The sequence below is a fragment of the Mesorhizobium sp. M0152 genome (genome assembly GCF_040322415.1).
In the GTDB taxonomy this organism is placed as follows: Bacteria; Pseudomonadota; Alphaproteobacteria; order Rhizobiales; family Rhizobiaceae; genus Mesorhizobium.
In genome coordinates this window covers 17,064-42,530 of record NZ_JAMYTH010000019.1, presented here as the reverse complement: position 1 = coordinate 42,530, position 25,467 = coordinate 17,064, and the positions used below count along the sequence as shown (strand labels likewise).

Here is a 25,467-nt window from a genome sequence, read left to right as displayed (position 1 = left end):
ACCCATTCTGAATTCCTACCATATTATCTATAGAATGAATGAAGTCTCGTCGAAAATTCCCGCCCCTTCGGCAGCCAATCCCGAGCCGGGAGTAACCGGCAGATGCTCAATGGCATCGAAAGGATCGACGTGCAGGTCCCGAAGAAACAGCCCGATGCCATGCGGGATTCGACCTGGGGCCTCGAAACCCTCACTGGAATTACGGTGACAGTGCACTCTTTCTACGCTTCAGTTCGTAGGTTCACTCCCGTCACGTGGGCGAGATCGCTAAAAGTGCACTGTTACCTTAATTCAAAAGTGCACTGTCACCGTAATTCAGGATCATTCAATCCTCTTCCGGCTCGTCAAATAAACGAATCCCGGCTGACTCATTGCCGAGGCGCTCAAACACGTCTAGAGCACGTTCTGAAACGATAAGCTGATGGTTCGGAGCCATGCCGAAGTCGTCATCTCCCGGCTGCCCATGAATCTTCATCCAGACGAAAGATGGAAGTTTCGTCTCTGGCTGCAGCCGATGGAACAGATCCGAGGCAGTCACCTCGACATCGGCAAATGTCACCCCTGAAATACCTATCTTCAACAATTCCCGCTCAGCTTCTTCGGTGATAAGATAACACGGAAAGCTTCTTATCAGGACATCTCCGATCCAAACGTCGATCTCGTAGTGAAGTTTGTGCATAATCGGTGGGTGAACACGGTTGTCGATAACCGTATTTTTGCCAAAATCGCCAGCCACAAACGGCTCTACATAATAGTAATCCATTTTTTCACCTATATTTTCCGACAGGCGGGACGAAATGGTGGCCATACTTCTTATCCATCATTGTCGAATGATCTAGAACCTGCTGCTCTGTAGGGTTCGGGTACTTTTTATGGAATTTGTCATTTTCGAATTACGAATTACGGTGACAGTGCACTCTTTTCTACGCTTCAGTTCGGAGGTTCACTCCCGTCACGTGGGCGAGATCGCTAAAAGTGCACTGTCACCTTAATTCAAAACTGCACTGTCACCGTAATTCAAGAGCCCTATCGGCCGTCGTAGGGCTCAACTGTCGCGGACGGGATACCAAAATCGTTGAGCAGATCCAGCATACGCTCCGATATGACCAGACGCAGATCGCTAGCAATGCCGAAATCATCATGACCTGCCTTTCCATTCACTTTCAACCATACGAACTGGGGGAGTTCTACGTGGGGCTGCAGTTCCAGAAAGTCATCCGACTTCGTGACTTCGACATGAGCAAAGCTCGCACCCGAGAAGCCGATGTTCTGCAAGGCCTGCTTGACTTCAGCCACGACGAGAAAGCACGGAAAGGTCGTTACGATAACGTCGCCGAACCATCCTTCTATCTGGTAGATGAGTTTGCTCACAACAGGGGGATGAACGCTCGTGTCCATGATGGTTCCACGGCCTATTCCACCGGCGACGTCTGGCTTTATGTAAAAATATTCCATCATTCACCTAGCGATGGATCAAAAAGATGACCATATTTTCTATCAATCTCAGTTATTTTATCAAGAGTTTCTCGACGAGTGGCCACTGGATGAGTCCTCAAGAAATCGTCCCATTCGCCTCTAATAACCTTTTTGTGTAAATTTATATCAAATTTTCTGTGTATCCCTCGCAAATTTTCGATCGAGTTTAATTCTTCTTCAGCAAACAAACCTGGATATCGATCTAGAATCTGCCACTCACCTCCATGGTGAACCACGTAGTCTCCGGGGTTTAGATTGGGATTTCGACCGAAGAATACTGCGCGATGGTTATTTGAAGCCTCCCACCCTACTGTTGCTCCGGCATAGTTGACTCGTGCCGTATCCCTGGCCAGCATTGTGCCTAGCACTGCATTGTCCAATGAGCGTTGGGATTTGGGGACCGGGGGGAAAGCAAAGCTAGCTAGCCCTTGCTGGTACCGGAGAGTTTCGGCGTCCACACCGCCGACAAGTGCCTCGCCTTTGTCAGCTAATTTGCCGGCCCGCTTGTTAGCGAGAAGGAGTTCTGCTTGCCCCGCTGCCCGGGAGCCGATCGACTCGATTGCTCGCGGTATCGCTTTCTGGACAGCAGCAGCTCGACCAAACCCAAGCCAGTTCCATGCATCATATCCCTGATGCATCATCAGATTTTCAACACGGTTCGACGGCTCGTAATAAGCACCCGTGAAATCAGGCAGGCTGAGTGTTGCCTGGGTGTTGCCATCGGCAGCCATGGTGACAACCTTGGCCGTGAGTTCGGCTGCGCCAATCCCGGCATTGGCAACCGCCTTGCCAAGTGCCTTCCCCTGTGATGCCAGCATCGAGAGCGTCGAAGGAGCCTTGTAGCCAGCCGCACCCGGAATGATCCGACCCAGACCGGCATCGGCCAATTGCCGGGCTACGGCTGCCCGAGCGACAGCGCCGGACGTTCCCGCAAGCAGCGTGCTTACCCTGGCATTTTTGTCCTGCTGGTACGCAATGGGGCTGTCAAAATTATCGGAGAGATCACGGATAATGAACAACGGCACGGGCTGGAGGTTCTCAATCCCCAATTGTTCCTGCGCGGCGATAGACACGGCTATCGCTTTGTCATAGGCGTCCTTGTCATAACCGTTTGGATCCTCAAGCCCGCCGCCGATCACGGCTTTCCAAGCCGCGTTAACGATGGAAGACACTTCGCTGACGTAGCCCCCGCCATCGGCTCGTCTGTGATTCATCACCACACCTACCGCAGCGGCGGCCGCCTCACGGCGCGCCTGATCTTCCGGCGAACCGTTCGGCCCGGAATCGACATCGCGAAGGGCGGCATGGATTGCCTGGTTCGGCATGGTGCGCATGCCGAAAACCTGCCTGCCGACATCGGCCCGCCAGTCGAAATCCCGGAAGCGTCTGTCGCCCTCGTCGAGCCCATAGGCGATCCTGAAAGCATCCCGGCCAGGCATCTTGCCGGGGTAGGTGCCAGTCCGTGCGATAGCGTCTGGCGCGTTCTGCTCGGCGAGGCCGATGTTGGTGCGAAGCTCAACCTGCTGAGCAGCATGAGCCACTTGCGCCTGTCGGGTCAGGGCAGTCTGTTCGTGTTGCGGAAGGTCGTCCCTGAACGCCTGCGCCAGCATTTCATCCGGCGTCTGCTTGCCAACGCGGTCACCTTTCCCCGTAGCGACCTTTGATCTGCCCGAGACAGAGCTGACTATGACTTGCGAAGGATCGCCGGAGGCATCGCTGCCGGAGGTCTCCCCCGACGTCTCCAAGCCAAACATCACAAGCGCGCGCTTCGGATCCTTGGCGATCAGCGTCTCGAACCGCGTCCTGGCCGCCGTGCTGAACCAGTCCATCACCATCTGCTGCCGGATCCCCTGGTCAAGCCCCATCTTGTCGATCAGATCGAGCCCTTCCTGGCGGGCCGCCTCGAAGGCGATGGTGTCGTCGGGATTGGCGTTGCCGATGGCGATGGCGCTGGTCTTCAGCACGGTGTCGACCTGAGCCTGTTCGTAGTCCTGACGTCGCTGAAACTGCCGCTGCGCCATGCGCCGCCCGCCAATCGCCCGCATCGGCTCCTTCTGCCTGGCGAAATTGACGCGCTGGCTCTCGGGCATGTTCGGCAAGGCCTTGTCGAACAGCGTGTCGAACAGGCCTGATTTGACCACCCTACCGGTGTGCGGATCGACCTGGCCGTACATGGCCTCATGCAGGCCGCTGCCATCGACCGGCGCATTTGCCGTCACCTCGTCTTCCGCCTGCGCGATCTGGCCGTTGAACCGGCGGCGCGCCAGCTCGGCGTCGAACGCTTCCTGCTGTGCCTTCATCTGCTGGTAGCGCTCGGCGACAGCGGAAAGCTGATCGCCAAAACCTTGCATCGCCCTGCCCACGGGAGATCCCTCGGGATAGGAGACAACGTCGCCGGTATCGATCCGGCGCTGGGCCAGTTGGAGAGGAATGATCGCCATTTATTTGGTTCCTGCCATGGGCGGGCGATGCCGGAATCACGGCGCAGATCTGCCCGCGCCGGCGATGCGGCCCGCTGCCGCCTTCGTCGGTTCATGAATGTTGGAGAGGTCGCCGATGATGGCTTAGCCGGCATTGAAGATGCCGGCCGTGCGCCGTTGACTAAATTCGCTGGCCTTCAGCGATCTGTTGTAAGCCTATGGTTACTCGCATGAATGGCCGGCCGCGGGCCGTGATCACGGCAAGGCCCGCGCTCCTAAAGTCCCCTACTCCTCCGCCCGTGCCGCCTTCTCCAGCGCCACCAGCCGGGCCTCGTCCAGCGTCAGAAACCCCATGATGTGCTGCACCACCTCGGCGCGCGCGTTGCTGAGCGCGCTGTGCAGCTCGAAGCCGGCGGGCGTCCTGGTCCGCGCCATCCACTCGCCGTAGGACGGGCGCCTGTAATAGCCTGTCGTCGCCGCGAGGTCGGCCAGCACCATCTCGCCGTCCTCGCCGGAGAACACCCTGAGATACGCCTTGGTCAGTGCCTCCCGCGCCTTGGCGGGACCGCCGGCATGGCCGGAACGGGCGAAGCGTTTGCCGCTCATGCGCCCTCACCTGCAGCATCCGGTGTCCCGCCCTGCAGCATGCCTTGCAGCCCGTCGAGCAGGCCGCTGTCGCGCGCCTGCACGGCCGCCGGCACCGCATCCCTGGCGGCCTTGCCGGCGGTGGCGATCGCCGCCATGCCGGCCTGCGCCTGTTGCGCCTTGGCTCTCTCGCCGCGCAGGCCGTCGACTTCCTCCTTGCGGCGAAAAATACGCTGCGGGCTGCGGCCGGCGCTCTGCACGATCTTGATCGCCTCGTCGCTGTCGATATTGTCCATCACGCCGGGGTCGAACTGCGCCATCTGCATGGCCGTCGTCACCACCTGGATGGTGTCGCGGGCTTCGGCCGAGCGGCGCAGCACGTCGAGCGGGCCGGTGAAGGTCGGCCGCACCGCCTTGCCGGCAAGGCTCGCCGGCGGCAGGAAACGGCTGTCCTCGTCGTACAATCCCTTGTCTTCCAGAATGCCGAGCTCGCGGTCGAGATTGGTGGCAAACCCCGCCTGGATGATCGAGCCGGAGGGTCCGAGCAGCGCGCCCTTCTCTTCCTGCCTGATCAGCGCTTCGGTCGCCGTCATCTGCGGGTTCTGGACCAGCGTCTGGAACAGGTTGACGAACATCATGTCGCGGATCTCGTCGGCGCGGCTCTGGGCGTAGTTGAAGGCATAGGTCGGGTTCTGCCCGGTCGAGATCGGCGCGATCAGCGGCCTGCCATTGTCGTCGATCAGGCCGGGATAATTCTCGCCGGGATTGAGCACCGGCACGTAGTCGAGCCGCGCCTTCGAGGCGGTGGCGGGATCGGTGATCTGCTGCAAGGCGCGCAGGCCCGAACGGCGCACCGCGTTCTCCTCGCGCACCGTGGTCAGCGCCTCGATGGTCGGCGAGATGCCGTAGGGGTCGCCCTCGTAGCGGCGCCAGTTGAAGGTCGACACCGGGAAGGTGCGGAAGCCGCTTTCGCGCACGATTTCCTCCTCGTCCTCGATGACATGATAGGAGGCGAAAGCCGCGTCGAGATACTGGGTGCGGCCGTCGAGCCTATACATCTTGCGCTCGTCGCGCGGCTGGATGCATTGGATCAGCGAGATCTTGGTCTCGCATTTGGCCGGGTCGTCGACCAGCATCTTGATGCGCGCCGGCAGTCTTTCATAGCCAAGCAGCTGCGCCGCCTGCCGCGCCGTGCGCTCATAGCGGCGGTGGAAAATGTCGACCTGGCCCCAGCGGTTGCGGCTGAGATACCCCTCGACCACGGGGATGGAGGCGTAGCGGATCAGCGTCGCGCCGAACCCTTCCTCGGCATAGAGATAGGCCGGCCCGTAGCGCACGACGTTGCGCAGGCAGGCTTGCGTGGCCGGCACGAAATTCGAGTTCGCCGAATAGCGCAGCGAGAACAGGAAATCGCGCAAGGCTTCCGCCCATTCCTTCTCCTCGTCGGTCTCCTCGTCATTGATCTGCGCGGTCGACAGGCCGTGCCATTTTTCCGACTGCGGGATGATCAGGCTTTCCAGCCCCGCCGCCAGCCGGTTGGCGGCCGAATTGATGGTGTTGGCGTAGACGCGAGCGCCCCGCCGCTCCTGCCGCTCGGCCTGGGAGTCGCGGCCAACGCCGCCCCGCCCGCTCCATATATCGGGCGCGTCGGGATCGCAGAACTCCGCCACCTGCTCCCACACGGCCTCATACTGCCCGCGCTCGCTCTCGAGCTCGGACTGGCGGGAAAGAATATCGCGGGCACGGGAATCGGTCATTTTCAATCTCGCTCGTTTGGCGCAGCTGCCGAAGCTGCCATCTCCCCCCTCGTGGGGGAGATGGCCGGCAGGCCAAAGGGGGGCGCCGTAGAGCGGCACCATTTCAAAGCAGGCAAATCTATCGAGAGTTCAGTTGCTATTGTTGATATGTCGGCGGGACAGCGCCCCCCTCTGCCCTGCCGGGCATCTCCCCCACGAGGGGGGAGATTGGCTGTTTCTGTCATTCTTTTGCACGGTTCTCGGTCTAGGACCGTCCCGCGGGGCGGCGTTCGAGGAGGTCGATGTGACGACGACAAGCCTTGCCGGCACCCTGAAAAACCGCGGCAAACAGGTGGCCAAACGCCTGCTTGGCTACGATTCCCGCAACTGGCTGCGCATACGCCAGATCGAGGCGTTCAGCCTTTTTCTCGAAGCGGGAAACCGCAAAGCCTCGGACGTGATCGAGATCTCGCCCGGCTGGAACCGCTACTGGCGGGCGATGTGCCCCAACTACCGGTCGGTCGATTTCCCCGACTTCGACATCTGCAGGGATCGCACCGACGAGCAATATTCAATCGTCATCGCCGACCAGGTGCTGGAACATGTCCAGCGGCCGCACGCGGCGGTGCAAAACATCCACGCCATGACCAGGCCCGGCGGCTGGGCGATGGTGGCGACGCCCTTCCTGTTTCGCGTGCACGCCAGGCCCCACGACTACAACAGGTGGACGCCCGCCGGCCTGAAGCAGCTGATGGTCGAGGGCGGCTTCCGCGAAGCCAACGTCAAGGTCCATGGCTGGGGCAACAAGGCCTGCGCCAGGGCTCATATCGGCGGCCCGGTCCGCGCCTACGGCCTGTGGCGCGACTTGAGCAACGACGAGGAATACCCGCTGATGGTCTGGGCGTTCGCCAAGAAGGAGAGCTGATCTCCCCCCTCGAGGGGGAGATGTCGCCAAAGGCGACAGAGGGGGTCGGTTCGACCGGACTCGACCTTCTACCTTGAAAGGGAGGCCGGCGCTCTACGCGCGGCGACCCCTCTGGCCGCTTCGCGGCCATCTCCCCCTCGAGGGGGGAGATTACCCTCACCGCCCTCGCATGCCTTCGCCACACCCACCAGTCCCACACGCGCTTCCTGAAACTGCGCTTCATCGCGGTCATGGTCACATCCCCAGGAGCACGCGGCGCTTGCCGGTGAGATCACCGGGCGCGAGGTCGGTCTTGATCGTGGCGGCGGTGCCCTGGCGCTGTTCGAGCTCAGCCCGAAGCGCTGCCTCGCGCGCCTGCACGTCCTTGTCGGCGATGGTCGGCGCCGCCGGCAGCGGCTTCAGTTCCGGCGGTTTCTGAAAAAGACACATGGTTCCAGCCTTCCCTTGTCCAGTCGTAGAGGAAAAAATCTTCGCCGTTGCGGCCATAACCCGGCAGCAGGCAACGTTGCGTGGCGCCCAGCCGGCCGAGCCAGCGCAGCGCCAGTTCATTGGCGGCCAGCGCCCGCGCCTCGACCCGCCAGGCGCCGCGTGCGGAAACCTGCGGCCCAAGCACCGCGTGAAAGAACCCGGTAATCCCAGGCACGCAGCGCCGCACGCGGCGCGTGCCCCAGCTCCAGGCGATCCACAATCCCTCGCGCTGTTCGGCGGCGCCAAACCCCGCCTCCGGATTGCCGTCGAGTTCGGCGACATAGGCAAACCCCTGCAACGCCGTCAGCGCCAGCAGCGCGGGCGACCAGTGGTCGAGCTGGCAATCGATCTCGGCGCGGTCCTCGGGACGCAGGTTGGCAGCGACGTAGGAGAGATCGCGCAGGGTTGCGGGGATGATGCGGAGGGAGTTTTTCATTTTCGAGAGAACCGTAATCTCCAGGCGTCCGCTTTCCAACGCGGGCGCCTTCCCAAAGTTACCTGCCGCTTGGATGGTATCCCCCGGATGCATCGCTGCCGGGGACGCGTTGCTAGCATCTCGACACCAAAACATCTCAGCCCGCTTCGGATCCTTCGCGATTAGCGCTTCGAACCGGCTTTGGAAGCGGTGCCGAACCAGTCCTTCACCCTTCCGTTGATCGCTGCCGCAACAAAGGCGCCATCCCGTTACTCTTGGTAGGTCTCGACCACAGCAAACGGTATCCCCAATGTTTCCAGTAAATCGAGAATGCGTCTCGAGATGACGAGACGGAAAGGTATTGCGATCCCGAAATCGTCACGACCAGCCTTCCCATTTACTTTCAGCCAGACGAAAGGTGGTAGCTTCAGCCCGGGTTGATCCTCTTGACACTCTTCCGAGACAGTCACCTCGGCCTCGGCGAACGTCGCGCCTGAAAAGTCCATTTTCTGCAGCGCGCGCTGGACTTCTTCAGTGACGAGGAAACACGGGAATGTCGTAACGATCACATCACCGAACCAGCCCTCTACTTCGTAGTGAAGCTTGGTAACGATCGGCGGATGGACGCTCGAGTCAAGAACGGTGTGATTGCCAAGCCCGCCAGCGACGTTCGGCCATATTTTAAAATATTGCATCACTCACCTATCGGGGGATTGAACAGGTGCCCGTATTTCTTGTCGATATAAGTCACGTAGTCCAGCACCGGAATTACGGTGACAGTGCACTATTTCGGGCGAAGAGCGTATCGCAAACATTCGCGGCTGGCCGAAGCATCCGTCCCTTCGTCCCTGGGAATTACGAATTACGGTGACAGTGCACTATTTCGAATTACGGAATACGGTGACAGTGCACTATTTCCATTTCTCAAATCACCAAATTGCGGTGACAGTGCACTTCTCCATACCTCGGTCCGGAGGTCGCTCCAGTCATATGACTGCGACCGATAGAAGTGCACTCTCACCGTAATTCGGGTGCAGTAGAGCAAAATTCTTGACGGTCGCGACGCTTTGAAGTCGCGGCATGGATCCTGGGGTCTGCGCTGCGTCGCTTCGCTCCTTGCTCCGCCCCAGGATGACGAAGCGGTGGGCGGTTCGACCAGTCCTATGACATTGCGAGTACCTCACCGAAACGAATTACGGTGACAGTGCACTATTTGCGGGCGAAGAGCGGATCGCAAACATTCGCGGCTGGCCGAAGCATCCGTTCCTTCGTCCCTGGGCGAAGCAGTAGACAGCTCGTCCCCTCACCGAAACGCCCCCAGCGGATCGCTCTGCCCCACCGCCCGTCTCGCGCTCCTGAACTCCGCTGGAATTACGGTGACAGTGCACTATTTTGGGGCGAAGAGCGGATCGCAAACATTCCTTCACCGAAACGCCCCCAGCGGATCACTCTGCCCCGCCGGCTTTCTCGCGCCCTTGAACTCCGCCGGATCGACCACCGCTTCCCGCAGCATCATCACGCCGTAGCGGGTCGCCGCCATCAGGTCGTCGCGCAGTTTCACCACCTGGCCATCGCGGCGGTGGTAGAGCCGGAACTCCTCGAACCAGGGCAACAGCGTCGAGAACACCTTGAAGCGGCTGGATTGCATGCGGTCGAGCATCTCCATCAGCCCGGCCTCGACCGAGACCGAGCCTTCCGGGAATTGCGCGTGGCGCGACAGCATGTTCAGCCCGTGCGCGGCATATTGCCGGGCGAGCGCCACGCCCGCCCCCTCCAGCGTTTCGCGGCGGCCGTCGCGCGGCCACGCCCATGGCAGCCATTCGCCCCAGGGTTTCAGCGTCAATGTCTGCATGGCGGGCGTCTGCTGCGAGGCGCGGGCAGCCTTGGTGACATAGACGATGTCGGCCTCCGTATCCCAGGCGAGCTCGACCGCGGCCGAGGGATGATCCCAGCCGAAATCAAGCGCGCCGATGCGCGGCCAATAGCGCGGCAGCCGGAACGGCTCGCAGGCGATCAGTTCCTCGGCCACCGGAAAGATGCGGCCCGAGCCCAGCACCGGAATGCCCCGGGCGCGGGCCTCGCGCTCATGTGCCGGATAGGCGGCGACGATCGCCGCGCGCTCCTCGGGCGAGTAATGCGCGGCATCGTCGATGGTCATGAAGGTGACGTGACGGGTCATGGCAGGCCTGAATTGTTTTGGAAGGTGTCTGACGTATGATATTGTAAAAGCGTGGCTTTTCTGGTTTACGCCGCGCCGCCCGCCAATCTCCGATGTCGCAGAAGAAATGCGAGGTTGCGGCCAGCCCCCTTCTCCCCGTCATACGGGGAGAAGATGGCGGTCCACCCTCCGCAGCTGCTGCGGAGGACGGGCAGCCAGATGAGGGGCGGCGCGACGCGGGAAGAATGAATCTCTCTTCCCAGCCACCTCCCTTCCCAGCCTTCGCAGGCTCAGGGTCTTCGTCCGCTAAAGCGGACCGCTTCGCATCCCCTCAAGCTCCCCCGCCGACAGAAACAGCAACACCACATCGCTCATCCCAAGCAGCGGCGTGAACGTCACGATCGTAATCCCGCCGGTGGCGTTGGTGCGGGTCAGGCCTTCTGAATAGATGTCGAGCGGCGGTTCCTCGTCGAACCAGACGCCGTGCAGCGTCTCGCCCTGCCATTTCTCGCGGCCCTTCTCGAAACTCTTGAACGACAGCACCGATTCATCGGCCTGGACATCGCCGCCGCCGCCCCAGCGCACCACGACGCTGTCGAGCGCGCCCGGCGCGCCGCGGCCCATCGTGGTCTGCCGAATGGCATCGGCGGGGATCATGCCGGTGCCCCATTGCGCCTGCTGCTGCGGCGGGCCGACCAGCACGCGCTGCGGGTTGTCGCGGGTGCTCTCGCCGGTCACGCCTGCGGCCCACAGCCGGACCGCGCTGTCGAAAACCTTGCCTTGCCACCACCGGGGATAGCGGCCGGTCAGGTGCATGGCCCATTCGGCGCCGCCTGCCCTGGTCTTGCCGAGCTGGTTTCCGGCCATGAACAGGCGTTCTCGACTTGTAGCTCCCGCCGCATGAAACTCCGCCTGCCTGACGTAGGGCCGGTAGGCGGCAAGCTGGTTGGCGCGCCGGCGGCGGTCAAGCTCAGCCAGCAGCGCCAGATATTCCGTCCTCGCCGGGATCAGCGACCTCTTCGAGGAACGGCTTGAGCACGGCTTCGAGGCCGCGGATGCGGTGGCGGATCTCCTCATCGCTCAGTCCGTCCAGTTGGTTGATGGAAACATGCAAATCCTTGGGCAGCACCGAAAGCACGACCTTCAGATATTGGTCCGGCTTGCCGGCCCGCACCTCGGCGATGACGCCGGCGCCATGGCTACGGAAATCGGTACGCAGGGCGGCCAAGAAATTGTCGCCCAGCGTCTTTTTCGTCCGTTTCGGGCGAGGCTTGCGCGCAACCGCCGCGGCGGGCTTGCGCCTGGCCGGCTTCGCCTTGCCGCGCTTCGGCCCGGCGGCGGGTCGCTCAGCCATGGTCCTGGCCCATGGCGTTGGCGCCGGCAACCGCCATGCCGGCCTTCGCGGCCGGTCTGGCTTGCCTGGTCCGCTTCTTCGAACGGGCGGGTTTCTTCCTGGCCTTGCTGGTCTTCCCGGTGCGCTTCGGCGTTGTTGCAACGGCAGACTTCGCGACCCGCGCCTTGAGGCTCGCCATGGCGAGGCCGACAGAATGACTGGCGACGCCGGCCGGCGGGAAACAGAAGCCGCCGCCGGCGTCCCGCACCATGCCGATCAGCACGCCGGGCGCGACCAGTTCGATGCGGCCCAGCCGTGGCCGCGGCGCCGCCCCCTCGAATTCGCCGATGGCGCTGACGATTTCCTGGCCGTCATCGCCGGTGATGATGGTGGCATAGCGTTGGGTCATAGGATTTCCCGCGGATTGCGAGTGGGCGTTCATGTGAGGATGGCGAGACAGCGCCCTGGGCGCTGTCCCGCCGACGTTGATGGCAACAGCCAGAAACAAAAAACCCGCCTCGGCGGCGGGTCGGTGGCGCAACTCAGCACCATAGGCAAATATGTAGCATAGCTGCACTCACCCTGTCAATCCTTGTCAGGAAAAAACTCCTAGGAAAATTAGCCAATCTCCCTCCTCGTGGGGGAGATGTCCGGTCCACCCTCCGCAGCTGCAGCGCAGCTGCTGCGGAGGACGGGCAGGACAGAGGGGGGCGCTGACCCGCCAACTTTGCTTGATAGTTTTCGCCAGAAACGAAAAACCCGCCTCGGCGGCGGGTCGGTGGCGCAAATCTGCACCATGGGCAAATATGTAGCATAGCTGCACTCACCCTGTCAATCCTTGTTAGGACAAAATTCCTAGGAAAGTTAGCCGACCTTGCGACTTGGGCTGGTTATTGCGCACCTTGGTAAACGGACGAGGCGGTTCCATCGATGATGGGTCGTTGCGGCGAAAGCCAGCGGGACAGCGCCCCCCTCTGCCCTGCCGGGCATCTCCCCCACAAGGAGGGAGATTGGCAACTTCAGCGCCCCGCTCGCCTCTCCACGATCAAAATTGGCGAAGACCGACGCGACATCCGATCTCCCCCCTGTAGGGGAGATGTCCGGTCCACCCTCTGCAGCGCAGCTGCTGCGGAGGACGGGCACGACAGAGGGGGCGCTGACCCGCCGATGTTGATGGCAACCGCCAGAACAAAAACCCGCCTCGGCGGCGGGTCGTTGGCGCAACTCAGCACCATAGGCAAATATGTAGCATAGCTGCACTCACCCTGTCAACGCATTATAGGAAAAAAATCCTTTAAAATTAGCCGACCTTACGAACCGGGAGTTCGTTCACAATCTCGCTGTGAAGGTCGCGAAGCGCGTCGACCATTTCGACAGGCCGAGAGTTGATCAGCAGAAGGTATGCGCGCAGGGCTTGAACAGGCCGCGAGCGCCCTTGCTCCCACTGCTTCAACTGATCAAAGCCGAATCCGAACGTCGATGCGAAATCCTTCTGCGAAAGGCCGGTCTTCGTTCTGATTGCCTTGACGTCTATTTCGGCGGGGATATGAAGCTTGTAGGGCTCGGCCTCGCCGCGAGCGACGGCCAAGGCTTCCTGCAAACCCTCCGCGATCTGATCGAATACCTTCTTGCTCATGCTCTTTCTCCACCTGCGGCAAGCGATTGAACCCGCACTGCATATTCCTCCACAATGGCCGTTGTCAGTTTCTTCAAACTGTTCCGTTCGGCCTTGGTAAGATTGACCTTCTGGCTTTTCCCAAAAACGGTTATGAGAAAAACGGGCAGGTCATCCCCTGTGTAAAACGTTATTGTACGGACGCCTCCGCTTTTGCCTTTGTTGTTGCCACGAATAGCAAACCGTATCTTCCTGCAGCCGCCAGTCCCGACGATCTCTTCGCCGTCCTCCGGGTTCGCTGCAATGTGGTCGACAAAGTCCTCAATGTCCTCTTGGGACATCCCGGCGACTGCCGCCGCACTGCGGAAGGTCTTCAGTTCCGAAACCGTATGCATGCTAAGCATAAGTGTGTAAGTTACACACCTTGTCAATTGGTAAACCGACTAGGCGGTTCCATTGATGATGGGCCGCACAAGCGAAAGTCGGCGGGACTGCGATGGCAACCGCCAGAAACAAAAAACCCGCCTCGGCGGCGGGTCGGTGGCGCAACTCAGCACCATAGGCAAATATATAGCATAGCTGCACTCACCCTGTCAATGACTTTCCGAGAAAAAATTCCTAGAATCGTCCGCCCTCCCTGTCAGCAATACCTCCCGAACCCGGCCCGTGCGGCCCTTCGGATCGGAAACGCGGCTCGCGCGTTTCGGGCTTGGAGCAAGTCCAGGGCAGCGGTTCGGCTTCGCGGAACGATGAACCGCTCCATCCACGGGAGCAAGTCGCCATGAACGTCGCCAACCTGCAACTCGAAGGCCTGCTGATGGCCGTCGCATCGATCAACCATGTCCTGGTTCGAAAAGGCGTGCTGACCGCCGAGGAGATAGACGTCGCCTTGCGCAAGGCCGAGGCCGGGGAAACCAGCGAGGAACGGTCCGAGGGCATGTCGGCGTCGAGCCGTGACGCGGTCAACTTTCCGATACGGCTGCTGGAGCTTGCCAACCAGTGCCAGCCGGAGGCGGACATGCCCTCCTTTTCGAAGCTTGCACGCATGGTCGGCCAGATGAAGGAGCCCTACAACGACCAGATGTGAGGAGCCAGGGGCACTCGATGGCCTCACGCCCTGCCCGGTCATCCCAGGTTGACCGCCAGCATCCTTCCCGGCCCGTGCGCCGCCGCGAACAGCAACCCGGCGATGAACGAAAAATGGTCGACGAAGAAGCCGAACTCGGCCTGGTTGCCGGTCCAGTGGCTCGGTCCGTGGAAGGCAAAGGCCAGGAACAGCACGTAGGCGGCGGCGACCAAAGCGGCCTGCGAGAAGAAGGCACCGCTCAGGAAGCACAGCACGAGGGCGACTTCCAGGATCGCCGCGCACCACGCCAGGAAGAGCGGGAACGGAAAGCCGGCGGCGGCGATGTAGCCGGCGGTGGCCTCCATGCCCATGAACTTGAAGGTCACCGCCATCAGGAAGAGAGCGGCGAAAATCAGGCGGGCGACGAGTACGGCCGCGGTCTGCCACGGCGATTGAGCGATTTGCGACGGCATGGTGTCTCTCCAGGGGTTGAGCGAGGTGTCGCTTCCAAGGACGTCCGGGCGGCGGCAGGTCCGACACGCCGGCGGAATTTTTTCGAAGCGCCGCGACCAGGCCGGGGCGTCCGTTCCATCCCGCGCAAACCGATTTCGGTCCGCCGGCTGATGTTGTAGAAGACCGCGGCGCTCAAGGGGAGGAGAACTTGGCGAAGGCCTTGACCACCGGCACGCCGCGGCATGCGCCAACGAGCGCCGCCTATGAACAGGACTGCAAGGAGATGCTCGCCCACCATCTCGACGTCCTGCTCGACAAGGTCGAGGCCACCGGCTGGACCGTGGGCAGGCCGCCTCGGCCCTGAGGGATCTCGCCGCCAAGCGGCTGAAGCCTGTTTGAGGCGAGGCACGAGCGCCTGGGGGCGCCTGGCCGGCCTTCACCAACAATTAATCATCCTGAAACTTGTCCGTAACCACCAACGTGCTATTGTTGAGCCTGGGCTAATGCACTGATGTCGGGTGCGGTATTTTGGGGCGGGCTGGAAATTGGGCGCGAGCGTCGGGTTGGGGACCAGGTCCTATCGGGTCCTGTCGCCGGTTCTGGAGTGCATTGGCTGCGGCGGCACCGGACAGGTTTTTCAATGCCCGCGCTGGACAAGCTCCAGCGGCCTTTGCTGCCCCGCGGGTACGCACCGACGCGGTTGCCCCGGCGCCAGCAGGCTCTGCGCCGAATGTGGGGGCTCCGGCGGGCACGCCGCCGATCCGGCCGAGGCATCGGCCTAAATCAACCGGCTTCGCCCCGCCGCGCCTTTGGAACCAGCGACGCCGACAGCTGTTATGTCTGACCGCGGGCTTGGATGTCGAACCCGCTCCGGCGTTCCGGCAAAACCCGCGGATGACAGAAAGCGAGGGCCGCATGGCCGACGACAAATCGAAGATCAAACAGGACCGCAAGCTGGTTTCGAGCGAGGACACCTATGAGGTCGCCGCGTTCGCCCGCAAATACGGCATTCCGCAGAGCGAAGCCCAGACCATCATCAAGCGCTATGGGCCATCGCGGAAGAAACTCGACAATTACATGGCCGCGCGCGGATGACCCCGCGAGCGTCCGGTTCGGGCTTGAAACCATTGCGCCGACCCCGGCGTTGACAGCGGTTGGAGGTCACGGCCATGTCCGACACGATACGCAGAACCGGCAGTTGCCTGTGCGGCGGCGTGCAGTTCACTCTTACCGGCCCGCCGCTGCGGACGGGAATTTGCCATTGCAAGGACTGCCGCAAGACGAGCGGCTCGACCTTTTCCGCCTTCGCCATCTGGCCGCGCGAAGCTTTCGGGATGACCGGCATCGTCAGCACCTATGGCGGGCGCAGCTTCTGTCCGACCTGCGGCGGCCGCGTCGTCTCGCTTCGCGACGACGAGGCCGAGGTGATGATCGGCAGCCTGGACATCGTGCCGACCGAACTTGTGCCGGAATACGAATTGTGGATCGGCCGGCGCGAGAACTGGCTGTCCGCTCTGTCGGGCGCCGTGCAGTTCGAACACGACCGGCCGGAGCCGCAGGCGCACGGCGTCGCCCGGCCGAGAGCCCTGTCGGGAGCCGCCGCGCGCGACTGAATTTTCATTCGCAAGAGGCCGCCGGCATTCACCGCTACTGCTTCGGCGGCTGCGGCGGCACTTCACCTGGCTTGATCACCGGCGTCTTGCCCACGTTGGGCGCCGGTGCGGCCATGCCTTGGTCGCCGGTCGGGGGCGGCTTCAGCACGCCGCCGCATTCGTCGAGCGTCTCCGTCAAATTGTCCGCCAGATTGCCGTTTTGGGGCTGCTGTTTTGCGTCTGGCTGGGCCCGGCACTTGTCGGTCGGCGGCGCGGCGTTGTTCTCGGTCTGAGCCGCGGCCGGCACGGCAAGGGCCAGCATGAGGCCAAATGGCAGGGTGGCGAGTTTTCTCATCTCGGCCTCCTCTTTCTCCGGCCGCCCCGTAGGCGGCCTGCTTCCTTCCGGCATGGCCGCCCGTGGCGGCCTTCCCTTCACGGGGACAACGTCCGGCGGTCGAAAAGGTTGGCGGCTTCCGCGCCCGCAACCAATCCAGTCTCCGGCCGTTGCGGCAGCGGAGGCGCGATCATGTTCGATGGTTTCCAGGCCGCCCGTGTCCACATCGGCGATGCCAGCATATTTATCCGCCGCGCCGGCAACGGGCCGGCGCTGCTCATGCTGCACGGCTTTCCGCAAACCCATCTGATGTGGCGCGACGTGGCGCCGGGGCTGGCGGACCGGTTCAGCGTGGTGTGCGCCGATCTGCCCGGCTATGGGGCCAGTTCCTGCCCGGCATCGAGCCGGGATCACGCGGCCCATGCCAAGCGCGCCATGGCCCGCGACTTGGTGGCGGCCATGGCGGAACTCGGTTTCGGCAGCTTCATGGTCGCCGGCCATGATCGCGGCGGGCGTGTCGCCTACCGCATGGCGCTCGACCATCCCGGCAGCGTCGAAAAGCTTGCCGTGCTCGACATCGTCCCCACGGCCGACGCCTGGGACCGGGCCGACGCCAGGCTGGCGCTCGGCTATTGGCCGTGGTCGTTGCTGGCGCAGCCCGAGCCGTTGCCGGAAACGATCCTGGCGGGCGCCGCCGAGGCGATCGTCGACAATGCCCTTGGCGGCTGGGGTTCGTCGCCCTCGGTGTTTCCGGCCGAGGTGCGCCAGGCCTATATCGATGCGTTGCGCGACCCGGCCCATGTTCATGCGATCTGCGAGGAGTACCGGGCGGCGGCCACGCTCGACTGCGAGCACGACCATGCGGACAAGGCCGCCGGCAGAACCATCCGCTGCCCGGTGCTGGCGCTGTGGAGCGGGCAAGGCGCGCTTGCCGAGTGGTACGCGGACGATGGCGGCCCACTGGCGCTCTGGCGAGACTGGGCCGGCGACGTGCGCGGCCAGGCGATGCCCGGCGGCCACTTCTTTCCCGAGGAAGCCCCGGCGCAAACGGCTGAGGCGTTGGCCGGCTTCTTCGGCGAAGAAGACCAGCCTTAGCGATCGGCACCGGTAAAGCGAAAGCCCGAGCTTCCCTGCGCCCCTAAGGATGGTCGAGCCCGATCCCGGTCTCGTTGGACGGGACATCAGGCGGATCGGTCCAAACATCCCTTTGCGGGCAATCCTCGTAGCGGTGGTCGCGGCCGCCGCAGAACGAACAGCACATGGCTTCGCGTTCCTCGTTTCCAGGCCGCCATTGCGGCATTTCGTATGGCTTCCGCCGACCATGCCCAGCAATGCTCGACGCGCGATTTGGTTGCGCGCGGGCGCCCGCCATGCCTGACCAGGCAAAACCACGCGGCCTGTCGCCGAACCAGCGGACAGGATCTGGATTTTGTGAGACAATGTTACCGAAGCAATTCCAGGAAAAGTGTGAAACAGTTTTTCGCCCGGAATTGCTACAAGACAAACAGCAATCCAGGAAAAGTGCGACGCGCCTTTCCGCCCGGGATTGCGTCATGATGAAGAGCAACCTCATGTCCATTCGTATTCGCGTCCTGTTGCTGACCGTGGGCGCCATGCTTGCCGCGACCGGCCTCGCCGATGCACGGCCCGACAGCCGCGGCATGAGCTGCGCCCAGATTCGGGCGATGATCCAGGGGCACCGCGCGGTGGTGCTGACCACCGGCCCGAACACCTATGACCGCTATGTCAGGCAGTTCGGCAATGAATGCGACTGGCCGGAAGTACCGATGTCGGCTTACATCCCGGCCCGCGACGGACAATGCCCGGTCCATCGCTGCGAGGAGCCGGTCAACAACTTCCCGAATTGACGGCCGGCCGCTCCCGCGCCATAACCGTTCCCGCTTCTCCCGCTTCGTCTAATGGTAGGACAGCGCCCTTTGAAGGCGTGAATCGTGGTTCGAGCCCATGAGCGGGAACCAGAACTTCGACGGGCAGCCCCCGTTTTGCACCGGCCTCGCTGAAACCATTTCATGGACCTTGCGTTGACGAACGTCAGACACAGGAGACATTCCATGACCGTCTACTGCCGCGTATCCATCGACAACCGGCCGGACACCACGGAGGCCGTTTTCCAGGCGGTGCCGCGGATCGGTGAAAGCATTTCGCTGTCGGTCGACGGAAGTGCGCAGGACCTGCGGGTGTCGCGTGTCGTGCATGTCCCCAACGGAGCGCTGGAAGGTGCCGCGATCGTCGTCGAGGTGACGACCAATATTCTCTGAGCTGTGTTGCGCGGGAACGGATCGATGCCGCACTGAGCTGTCGCCGGTTTGCCCGCCAACGGATGTCCGGCGGCCTCACGCCATAGCGATGAAACCTCTCGCCGCCACAGGCGTTTAGCAACGGCAATGCTGCTGTCGAGGTTCCAATGCAAACCGCATGGTTCTCCAAACCGGTGATGGTTTCGGTCGGCGTTACCGGATCCACCCACTATCTCACCAACACGCAAGAGGCCATCGAACTGCTCACGACGCATTGGCGCGACGCCGGCAGCCCAAAACACCAGTCGGCGTTGCGCGCCTGCCGCCGGGCGACGAGCGGCGACGTGTCTCCCGATATCGCCAGGCAGGCTTTTGTCGAAGCCGCCCGCGAGGCGCATATCCTGGTGGAATAGCGGTCCTGGTCGAATAGGCAGGATCGAACAAGAGGGCTGGAGTGAACCGATCTAAAGAGGCACGCCTGTGCCCGGTCGCCCGGTTTCTTCAGGCTCGACGCTCGGAGGCCCGAGCCCATCGTCGACGGGCTCGGTGTTGGCCTGCGGCGCGATGATCGATGCCAGCGGCGCGTCCAGGCGCCAGTTCAGACGGCCGGGCGAGCGCTCAAGGGTCGCGGCGCCGCCCAGCGACTGCGGCGCCACCCGCTTAAGGACGACGGTGCCGAACCCCATGCGCGTGGTTTGATCGTGTCCGTTGCCGCGATGCGGCTCGGATGTCTCGTTCCAGAGCAGCTGGAATTGCCGCCCGCCAGCGGCATCGGCGTCGATCTTCCAGGTGATCTCGATGCGGCCGGCGTCACTGGCCAGCGCGCCATATTTGGACGAGTTGGTGCCGAGCTCGTGGAAAGCCATGCCGAGATTCTGCACCGCGTTCGACTGTAGCGTCAGGACTGGTCCCGAGAGCAGGATCTGCTCCTCGCGGCCGAACGGCTTGAGGTGCTCCTGGATCAGGTCGAACAGGCTCGCTCCCGTCCATTCCGAAGTGACAAGCAGATCGTGCGAACGAGAGAGCGCCATGATGCGGGCGCGGATCAGCTCCTCGAACTCGCTCGGGTCGCTCGTGCGCTTGCTGGACTCCCTGACCATCGACAAGATGATCGCGAACTGGTTCTTGACGCGATGGTTTACCTCGCGCATCAGCAGCCTGATCCGGCGTTCGCTTTCCTTGGCCGCGGAGATGTCGCGGGCGATCTGCGAGGCGCCGATGATCTCGCCATTGCCGCTCTTGATCGGCGAAATCGTCAGCGAAACGGCAATCAGCACGCCGTCCTTTCGCCTTCGGGTGGTCTCGAAGCTCGCTACCCGCTCGCCATTGCGGATCCTGCCGATGATCTGGGCTTCCTCGATGTTGAGATGATCGGGAATGAGCATCAGGATCGACTGGCCCAGCACTTCCTCGGCGTTGTAGCCGAACATGCGTTCGGCCGCCAGGTTCCAGCTCGTGATGATGCTGTTCAGATTCTTGCCGATGATGGCATCGAACGAAGAATCCACGATCGCGGCGAGCCACGCATCGGCATCTGATGTTTCCTTGTTGCCGTCAGCCATTGTCGCCACGAATTTCCGTCATCTTTGTCAGGTAGCGCGCCGGCGCATTAAGGCAATTGCCTCGCGGCAAGCGGGGACATGCGGCGCGCTCACGCTTGCGTCACTCCGGCGGCCGGTCGGTTTGTTTCCCGTCCCCGCCGTCAGGCACCAGTACCCCGAACTCCTGCGACTTTACGCCTTGCCCCGCGCGCAAGAACCCGTCCGAGGCAAGACCGCGCCGCAGAAGTTCCCTGACCGCGGCCGAGCGGCTCGGCATGCGCTTCTCGAAGCGCCAGTTTTCCAGCGCTCCCAGCTCCTCCGCCGTGAGCATGACCTGCAATCGTTCCGGACGTTCCAGCTCCGCCATTTGCACCTCCATTCAGGAGTAAAATACGTTGAGTTAGTAATTGCCTCACTTGTCTTGTAGGTAGTATTGCGCTGGTAACGCGTCAAGGTCTGCCATCGCGTGATTGGCACAATAGCGTGAATATGCTAACTTGTTGATTTCATGAATATTTTTTCAGGATTTCGCTTGCCAACGCCGATCAGTCGGCGCATGCTGGCCCGAGAACGAAAAACCATTCCCCATGGGAGGTTTCGATGCGGTATGAATACTCGGTACGCCTGCGCGGTGATGTTTATTCAGCGGTGCAGATGGCGTTCGAGACAGCGGGCATCGTCAACATCACTGCCGTCGCCGAACGCGTCAGGGTCAGGAACCTGGCCGAAAACGTCGCCCTCGAGGATGTGGAACACCTCGTCCTGCAGGCCGCGCAACTGATCGGCGCGGCGATAGAATTCGACGCGGCGGGCAATCCGCTGATCGACGAACAGGTCGACGAGTGCCCGACCGCCAAGCTCTGTTTCGCGCCACCGGCCTCGATACAATAGCCGGCCTCTTTCCCGTCAAGCGCCGGTGTTGCGGCAGCCCCCTTCTCCCCGTCGCTATACGGGGAGAAGTGCCCGGCAGGGCGATGAGGGGCGGTGCCAGCGCTCAAGGAAGGGGCGAATTCCAACACGGAGCGAGCCCGTTTGGGCTCCGGAACCTCAGCGCCGCGCCGCCCCTCACCTGCCTGCCGGCATCCTCTCCCCGTAGAACGGGGAGAGGGGCGCTGTCATCGGCGGTTTGCCAATTGTCAGCGTTGCAAGCGCCGGCGTCCAGATCCAGTTCAGCCTGAGACCGTTCGCTTTGCATGCCTGGCCAGCGCGTGCTCGATCAGCACGTCGATGACCTGGCCGTAGCCGATGCCGATCGCCGCCAGCGCCTTGGCGTACATCGAGATGTCGGTGAAGCCGGGAAGCGTGTTGACTTCGTTGACCAGCAGGCCGCCGTCGGCGCGCAGGAAAAAATCGACACGCGCCATGGCTTCGCAGCCGAGCGCCAGGAAAGCCCGCCGCGCCATTTCCCTGGCCGTGTCGGCGACCGCTGCCGGGACATCTGCCGGCACCTTGACCACGGCGCCATCGGCGTCGAGATATTTGGCCTCGTAGGTGTAGAAGCCATGCTTGCCGGCGGGAATGATCTCACCGGGCAGCGACACCGCCAGCGTGCCGTCGGCCCGCTCCAGCACCGAGCACTCGATCTCGCGTCCCTCGACGAATTCCTCGATCAGCACCTTGGGATCATAGCGGAAAGCCGTTTCGACGGCCTGCTCGAACCCATCCCTGCCGCTCACCTTGCTCACCCCGAAGGACGAACCCTGGCGCGCCGGCTTGGCGAAGAAAGGCAGGCCGACCGCCCCGGCTATCTCCTGGAAGGAATTGATGTCGTTCCGGCGCACGGTGACCGATCGGGCAACCGCCAGCCCCGCCTCGCGTAGCAGCCGCTTGGCGACATCCTTGTCCATGGCGGCGGCCGAGGCCAGGATGCCGCAGCCGACATAGGCGACGTCGGCGACCTCGGCATAGCCCTGCACCGAGCCGTCCTCGCCGAACGGACCGTGCAGCACGGGAAAGACGACCTCGACCGGCGGCAGGTCGGGACGCGACCCATCTCGCGATACGGCGACCAGCCGGCCCTTGCCGCCGGGCAGCAAGGCGACCTCGATGCCATCCTCGGACACCGGCGCCCCTGCCCCGTCTTCAACTGCCGATTTTTGCAACAGCCACTTGCCGTCCCTGGAAATGGCGATCGGCACAATCTCGTAGCGGGTGCTATCGATCGCCTTCAGCACATTGGCGGCCGAAAGGCGCGAAACGTCATGTTCGGCCGAACGCCCGCCATAGAGGATGGCTACCCTTGTCTTGGCGGTCATCGAAATCCCTCGGCTGTCAAAAAATCAAATGGCGACGGCGATGCCGCGGTTGGCAAAGAAGCGATCGAAATCGGCTGGCGCCAACACTGCGTTCGCCTGTGTGGCGCTGATATGGCCGGACGGATTGTGAAAGCGGAAAATCTCGTCCGACGCCGCCGTGACCAGCACCAGATGCCCGCCCTTCGATGGCGGCTCGCGCTCGGGCCAGCGGATCCAGCTGCTGACCGAAGCGATGAAGAAGCGCGACCGCGCCAGGGTCGCCGGAATGTCCGATGTCGCCACATTGGTCATCACCTCGGCCCGCAGGCCGAACGCCTCTTTCACGAAGCTGACGAAAGGGGCGTAGATCAGCCCCTTGATCGATCCCCCGTTGACGACATAGCCGCCATATCGAGTGCACTGCCTCGCGAGTTCCATCGTCGGAACGATCTCGCCACGCGTCGCCAGGATCATCTTCAGGCACGCCATGCCGCAGATGTTGGCCGCCCAGGCCGCGTACTCGTCGAGGGTCTCGGCCCCCGAACCCCGCCACAAGGGATCGCGCCGCAGCGCGGCCTCGGCGCCGTCCGCCAGCACCGCCATCGTCAAGTCCGGCGTTTTCCACTGGCTGAAAAACGGCACGGATTCAGGCAAGGGATTCATGCGGCTCCCAGAGCAGGAAAAGTGTATAACGGTTTCCGTCCGCCTACTCGACCTTGGTCCAGCCGAAAACCAGCCAGGCATATTTCGATTTCTCATCGGGCTCGGCGGTGTAGGTCATCTGGATGTCGCCGTCCTTGGCGTAGATATCAAGCCTGGGCGCGGTTTCCAGCTTGAGCCACAGCGAACTCTTGTTGAAGGACCAGGTTCCGCACCAAACGCAGGGCGACGCCGGGTCACCGGGCTGATGAAAATTGTAGCGGCCGTCCGCCGTGATCTCCAGGTAATCGAACGCGCCGTAAAACGCAGTCACCGTCTGCTGGAACTCGGTGGCGGCCGCTTCTTGTTCCGGCGTGGGCGCATCCTTCATGTCGCTCGGTGGCCGGATGGCTGCCCCACTGAGTTTCCATTTACCAACAAAATCCTTCTCGGTCGGAAAATACTCCTCCTGAGCCTGCGCTGACGAGATATAAGCATCAGTTAATATGCTAGTAAGACCCGTGGTCCCGATCGAAAGCAAAAGTGTGGCGGCACAGATCGCCTTGGTTAGGCTTTGCATAAAAATATTTCTCCACGGTGAGGTGATGGATGTCTGCTTGGGAGTTTTATTGAAAGTTAGTGATGCACGTTGCCCCGATAACGATTCCCGCCAGCCATTTGCACGGTTAGCATTGGGGCCACCAAATTGGCAACGCCAAGCAGCATCTCTCGCCCACAGCGTTGCGGTCCGGCTTCAAAGGTGAGCACCGAACCGCACAAAGCCGTCGTTTGCAGACCGCATCACCTGAACATCGGCACACCTTAGAAGGTGATCTTCACCGAAGCGGCGCTGCGCGTCGCCGGCCCGTGATGGACGGCCTCGATGTTGTTGCCGTCCGGGTCGAGCAGGAAGGCGGCGTAATAGCCGGGATGATAGGACCGCTCGCCCGGCGCGCCATTGTCCTTGCCGCCGCCGTCGAGCCCGGCTTTGTAAAAGGCGTCGACCATGGCCCGGTGCTTTGCCTGGAAGGCAAGGTGATGGCGGCCGGTCAGCTTCCCCTGCGCCGCCCGGCTGTCGAGGCTGGAGACGAACAGTTCGTCGGCCCAGAAATAGTCATCGCCGGTGCCGCCGATCGGCACATCGAGCACCCGCAGGATCGCCTCGTAGAAACGCCGGCTGGCCGCGAGATCCCTGACCACCAGCTGGATGTGATCGATGAGCCGGCCGCGATGCAGTTCCATGCAAATTCCTCCTCGTGAGGATGCGAATTTAGGCCCGGACGGGGCGTGGTCAATGCGCCTTTGAACAAGGATCTTGGGCTAGCGAGCGCTTCGGCTGCGATTGGCTGCTTACGTCCGGCGCGAGAGGCCGCGATCAAGGTGGCTGTCATGTCCGGCCGTTACCTCTCCGCCTTTGAGGCTTCAAGCACGCGCGCTTGCGTTTGCGTAGGTTCGGCGCGATGTTGTCCCCGAGAGGGCGGGGAACTAATGGCCTGTGTTGGACGCATGGAAACTCGCGAGCGCGGTTTCGCTGCTTCTTTCGCGTGGAAAGAAGGGCACGATCAGGCGGACGACCGAACGGCGGCGACCGCGGGATCCGGCGAGGTCAGGTTTATCTCGGCGGTTTGCACGATGGCGACCTCGCGGCGGCACCACCATGTTTACTGATCACTACGAAATTCTGGAGATCAGCCCTAACGCCAACTCGGAAACCATCGAGCGGGTGTTTCGTTATTTTGCCATGCGCTACCACCCCGACAATCGGGATACCGGTGATGAGTCACGCTTCAGCGAAATCGTGGAAGCCCACAATACCCTCAAGGATCCGGTCAAGCGCGCGCAATACGACATCCAGTATAAAGACCATTTGAACCTTCGCCGCGTGCTGACCGAAGAAGCCAGCAACACCAAGGGCCTCGAACGGGATGTAGTCATCCAAGCCAAACTGCTTTCGCTCCTTTATGTAAAACGCCGACAGGACGTCAACAATCCCGGCGTGGGCGATTCAGAACTCGAACGCTTGTCCGGTTGTCCGCGTGAGCATCTGGAGTTTCATCTCTGGTACCTGAAAGCAAAAGGCTGGATAGGAAGGATCGAAAACGGAATGTTCGCGATCACCGTGGAAGGCATCGATCGCGCCAATTCCGAACACCCTCGTAACCCTCCTACCGCCAGGCTGCTGGATCATGCAGGCTGAAGGATCTTGCAGGCTGAAGGAT

30 protein-coding genes, 1 tRNA gene and 2 pseudogenes are annotated in these 25,467 nt (G+C 62.2%); 12 read left to right on the top strand and 21 right to left on the bottom strand.

The genetic code is table 11. The features are described from left to right. Window positions 1-325 precede the first annotated feature (325 nt). The 5 genes from NKJ26_RS19555 to NKJ26_RS19535 form a co-directional block, all read right to left on the bottom strand. The gene (locus NKJ26_RS19555) at window positions 326-808 is read right to left on the bottom strand and encodes a hypothetical protein (protein WP_352696570.1); all 483 of its coding nucleotides are present in this window, start codon (window positions 806-808) and stop codon (window positions 326-328) included. A 218-nt stretch (window positions 809-1,026) separates the two neighbouring features. Further along, window positions 1,027-1,398 (bottom strand): hypothetical protein, encoded by a 372-nt coding sequence (locus NKJ26_RS19550; RefSeq protein ID WP_352600566.1) that lies wholly within the window; start codon window positions 1,396-1,398, stop codon window positions 1,027-1,029. A 56-nt stretch (window positions 1,399-1,454) separates the two neighbouring features. Then, a complete protein-coding gene (locus NKJ26_RS19545) occupies window positions 1,455-3,917 on the bottom strand; it encodes a hypothetical protein (RefSeq protein ID WP_352696569.1) in 2,463 nt (820 codons plus the stop codon). A gap of 264 nt (window positions 3,918-4,181) precedes the next feature. Continuing rightward, window positions 4,182-4,502, bottom strand: coding sequence for a Bbp19 family protein (locus tag NKJ26_RS19540; protein ID WP_352696568.1), 321 nt, complete (start codon window positions 4,500-4,502; stop codon window positions 4,182-4,184). Beyond that, window positions 4,499-6,238 (bottom strand): portal protein, encoded by a 1,740-nt coding sequence (locus NKJ26_RS19535; protein ID WP_352696567.1) that lies wholly within the window; start codon window positions 6,236-6,238, stop codon window positions 4,499-4,501. The genes NKJ26_RS19540 and NKJ26_RS19535 overlap by 4 nt, the downstream gene beginning before the upstream one ends. A 283-nt stretch (window positions 6,239-6,521) precedes the next feature. Between NKJ26_RS19535 and NKJ26_RS19530 the strand changes: the two genes are divergently transcribed. Then, window positions 6,522-7,142, top strand: a complete 621-nt coding sequence (locus NKJ26_RS19530; RefSeq protein WP_352600554.1) for a class I SAM-dependent methyltransferase — start codon at window positions 6,522-6,524, stop codon at window positions 7,140-7,142. Window positions 7,143-7,470: 328 nt separating this feature from the next. On the opposite strand, the gene NKJ26_RS19525 is transcribed toward NKJ26_RS19530, so the two are convergent. The 8 genes and pseudogenes from NKJ26_RS19525 to NKJ26_RS19490 all read right to left on the bottom strand — a co-directional run bounded on the left by NKJ26_RS19525 (window position 7,471) and on the right by NKJ26_RS19490 (window position 13,526). Further along, window positions 7,471-8,046 carry a hypothetical protein gene (locus tag NKJ26_RS19525; RefSeq protein WP_352696566.1) on the bottom strand — a complete coding sequence of 192 codons (576 nt, stop codon included), beginning with the start codon at window positions 8,044-8,046 and terminating at the stop codon, window positions 7,471-7,473. Between the two features lie 248 nt (window positions 8,047-8,294). Then, window positions 8,295-8,720, bottom strand: coding sequence for a hypothetical protein (locus NKJ26_RS19520; RefSeq protein ID WP_352696629.1), 426 nt, complete (start codon window positions 8,718-8,720; stop codon window positions 8,295-8,297). Window positions 8,721-9,448: 728 nt separating this feature from the next. Continuing rightward, window positions 9,449-10,198: pseudogene (locus tag NKJ26_RS19515) on the bottom strand (phage terminase large subunit family protein); the annotation flags it as partial. A gap of 333 nt (window positions 10,199-10,531) precedes the next feature. Next, window positions 10,532-11,194 (bottom strand): annotated as a pseudogene (locus NKJ26_RS19510) (terminase large subunit domain-containing protein); the annotation flags it as partial. Next, window positions 11,154-11,537, bottom strand: a complete 384-nt coding sequence (locus NKJ26_RS19505; protein WP_352696564.1) for a hypothetical protein — start codon at window positions 11,535-11,537, stop codon at window positions 11,154-11,156. The gene NKJ26_RS19505 and the pseudogene NKJ26_RS19510, both read right to left, overlap by 41 nt. Then, window positions 11,530-11,925 carry a hypothetical protein gene (locus NKJ26_RS19500; protein ID WP_352696563.1) on the bottom strand — a complete coding sequence of 132 codons (396 nt, stop codon included), beginning with the start codon at window positions 11,923-11,925 and terminating at the stop codon, window positions 11,530-11,532. The genes NKJ26_RS19505 and NKJ26_RS19500 overlap by 8 nt, the downstream gene beginning before the upstream one ends. A gap of 891 nt (window positions 11,926-12,816) precedes the next feature. Next, a complete protein-coding gene (locus NKJ26_RS19495) occupies window positions 12,817-13,152 on the bottom strand; it encodes a helix-turn-helix domain-containing protein (RefSeq protein WP_352696562.1) in 336 nt (111 codons plus the stop codon). Next, entirely contained in the window at window positions 13,149-13,526 is a 378-nt protein-coding gene (locus NKJ26_RS19490; RefSeq protein ID WP_352696561.1) for a type II toxin-antitoxin system RelE/ParE family toxin, read from the bottom strand. The genes NKJ26_RS19495 and NKJ26_RS19490 overlap by 4 nt, the downstream gene beginning before the upstream one ends. 386 nt (window positions 13,527-13,912) lie before the next feature. On the opposite strand from NKJ26_RS19490, the gene NKJ26_RS19485 reads away from it, so the two are divergent. After that, window positions 13,913-14,218, top strand: coding sequence for a hypothetical protein (locus tag NKJ26_RS19485; RefSeq protein ID WP_027025295.1), 306 nt, complete (start codon window positions 13,913-13,915; stop codon window positions 14,216-14,218). 38 nt (window positions 14,219-14,256) lie between these two features. On the opposite strand, the gene NKJ26_RS19480 is transcribed toward NKJ26_RS19485, so the two are convergent. After that, window positions 14,257-14,670 carry a DoxX family protein gene (locus NKJ26_RS19480; RefSeq protein ID WP_352600855.1) on the bottom strand — a complete coding sequence of 138 codons (414 nt, stop codon included), beginning with the start codon at window positions 14,668-14,670 and terminating at the stop codon, window positions 14,257-14,259. 188 nt (window positions 14,671-14,858) lie between these two features. Between NKJ26_RS19480 and NKJ26_RS19475 the strand changes: the two genes are divergently transcribed. From NKJ26_RS19475 to NKJ26_RS19465, 3 genes are all read left to right on the top strand, one after another. Further along, on the top strand, window positions 14,859-15,014 hold the full coding sequence (locus tag NKJ26_RS19475; RefSeq protein WP_352696560.1) for a hypothetical protein: 156 nt from the start codon (window positions 14,859-14,861) through the stop codon (window positions 15,012-15,014). Window positions 15,015-15,565: 551 nt separating this feature from the next. Further along, the gene (locus tag NKJ26_RS19470) at window positions 15,566-15,745 is read left to right on the top strand and encodes a DUF3606 domain-containing protein (RefSeq protein ID WP_027025293.1); all 180 of its coding nucleotides are present in this window, start codon (window positions 15,566-15,568) and stop codon (window positions 15,743-15,745) included. A gap of 74 nt (window positions 15,746-15,819) precedes the next feature. Beyond that, the gene (locus tag NKJ26_RS19465) at window positions 15,820-16,263 is read left to right on the top strand and encodes a GFA family protein (RefSeq protein ID WP_352696559.1); all 444 of its coding nucleotides are present in this window, start codon (window positions 15,820-15,822) and stop codon (window positions 16,261-16,263) included. 34 nt (window positions 16,264-16,297) lie between these two features. Here the strand turns inward: NKJ26_RS19465 and NKJ26_RS19460 are convergent, their stop codons facing one another. Beyond that, entirely contained in the window at window positions 16,298-16,597 is a 300-nt protein-coding gene (locus tag NKJ26_RS19460) for a hypothetical protein (RefSeq protein WP_352696558.1), read from the bottom strand. Between the two features lie 171 nt (window positions 16,598-16,768). On the opposite strand from NKJ26_RS19460, the gene NKJ26_RS19455 reads away from it, so the two are divergent. The 5 genes from NKJ26_RS19455 (at window position 16,769) to NKJ26_RS19435 (ending at window position 19,247) form a co-directional block, all read left to right on the top strand. Next, window positions 16,769-17,671: an alpha/beta fold hydrolase gene (locus NKJ26_RS19455; RefSeq protein WP_352696557.1), complete on the top strand. Its 903-nt coding sequence runs from the start codon at window positions 16,769-16,771 to the stop codon at window positions 17,669-17,671. 476 nt (window positions 17,672-18,147) lie between these two features. Continuing rightward, window positions 18,148-18,444, top strand: a complete 297-nt coding sequence (locus NKJ26_RS19450) for a hypothetical protein (RefSeq protein WP_352696628.1) — start codon at window positions 18,148-18,150, stop codon at window positions 18,442-18,444. A gap of 37 nt (window positions 18,445-18,481) precedes the next feature. Beyond that, a tRNA-Gln gene (locus NKJ26_RS19445) sits at window positions 18,482-18,555 on the top strand. Window positions 18,556-18,648: 93 nt separating this feature from the next. Continuing rightward, window positions 18,649-18,855, top strand: coding sequence for a hypothetical protein (locus NKJ26_RS19440; protein WP_027025288.1), 207 nt, complete (start codon window positions 18,649-18,651; stop codon window positions 18,853-18,855). Between the two features lie 146 nt (window positions 18,856-19,001). Further along, a complete protein-coding gene (locus NKJ26_RS19435) occupies window positions 19,002-19,247 on the top strand; it encodes a DUF982 domain-containing protein (protein ID WP_352600534.1) in 246 nt (81 codons plus the stop codon). A 51-nt stretch (window positions 19,248-19,298) separates the two neighbouring features. Here the strand turns inward: NKJ26_RS19435 and NKJ26_RS19430 are convergent, their stop codons facing one another. After that, window positions 19,299-20,396: a PAS domain S-box protein gene (locus NKJ26_RS19430; RefSeq protein WP_352696556.1), complete on the bottom strand. Its 1,098-nt coding sequence runs from the start codon at window positions 20,394-20,396 to the stop codon at window positions 19,299-19,301. A gap of 100 nt (window positions 20,397-20,496) precedes the next feature. Further along, window positions 20,497-20,742, bottom strand: a complete 246-nt coding sequence (locus NKJ26_RS19425; RefSeq protein WP_352600530.1) for a hypothetical protein — start codon at window positions 20,740-20,742, stop codon at window positions 20,497-20,499. Between the two features lie 233 nt (window positions 20,743-20,975). Here NKJ26_RS19425 and NKJ26_RS19420 point away from each other — a divergent pair, with 233 nt between their 5' ends. Then, on the top strand, window positions 20,976-21,266 hold the full coding sequence (locus NKJ26_RS19420) for a hypothetical protein (protein WP_352600528.1): 291 nt from the start codon (window positions 20,976-20,978) through the stop codon (window positions 21,264-21,266). Window positions 21,267-21,544: 278 nt separating this feature from the next. On the opposite strand, the gene NKJ26_RS19415 is transcribed toward NKJ26_RS19420, so the two are convergent. The 4 genes from NKJ26_RS19415 to NKJ26_RS19400 form a co-directional block, all read right to left on the bottom strand. Then, a complete protein-coding gene (locus NKJ26_RS19415; protein ID WP_352696555.1) occupies window positions 21,545-22,630 on the bottom strand; it encodes a D-alanine--D-alanine ligase family protein in 1,086 nt (361 codons plus the stop codon). Window positions 22,631-22,654: 24 nt separating this feature from the next. After that, on the bottom strand, window positions 22,655-23,272 hold the full coding sequence (locus tag NKJ26_RS19410) for a cysteine peptidase family C39 domain-containing protein (RefSeq protein WP_502903136.1): 618 nt from the start codon (window positions 23,270-23,272) through the stop codon (window positions 22,655-22,657). Between the two features lie 43 nt (window positions 23,273-23,315). Then, on the bottom strand, window positions 23,316-23,828 hold the full coding sequence (locus tag NKJ26_RS19405; RefSeq protein ID WP_352696554.1) for a hypothetical protein: 513 nt from the start codon (window positions 23,826-23,828) through the stop codon (window positions 23,316-23,318). Between the two features lie 242 nt (window positions 23,829-24,070). Further along, the gene (locus tag NKJ26_RS19400) at window positions 24,071-24,490 is read right to left on the bottom strand and encodes a VOC family protein (protein WP_352696553.1); all 420 of its coding nucleotides are present in this window, start codon (window positions 24,488-24,490) and stop codon (window positions 24,071-24,073) included. Between the two features lie 415 nt (window positions 24,491-24,905). Between NKJ26_RS19400 and NKJ26_RS19395 the strand changes: the two genes are divergently transcribed. Then, on the top strand, window positions 24,906-25,445 hold the full coding sequence (locus tag NKJ26_RS19395; RefSeq protein WP_352607177.1) for a J domain-containing protein: 540 nt from the start codon (window positions 24,906-24,908) through the stop codon (window positions 25,443-25,445). The last annotated feature ends 22 nt before the right edge of the window (window positions 25,446-25,467 follow it).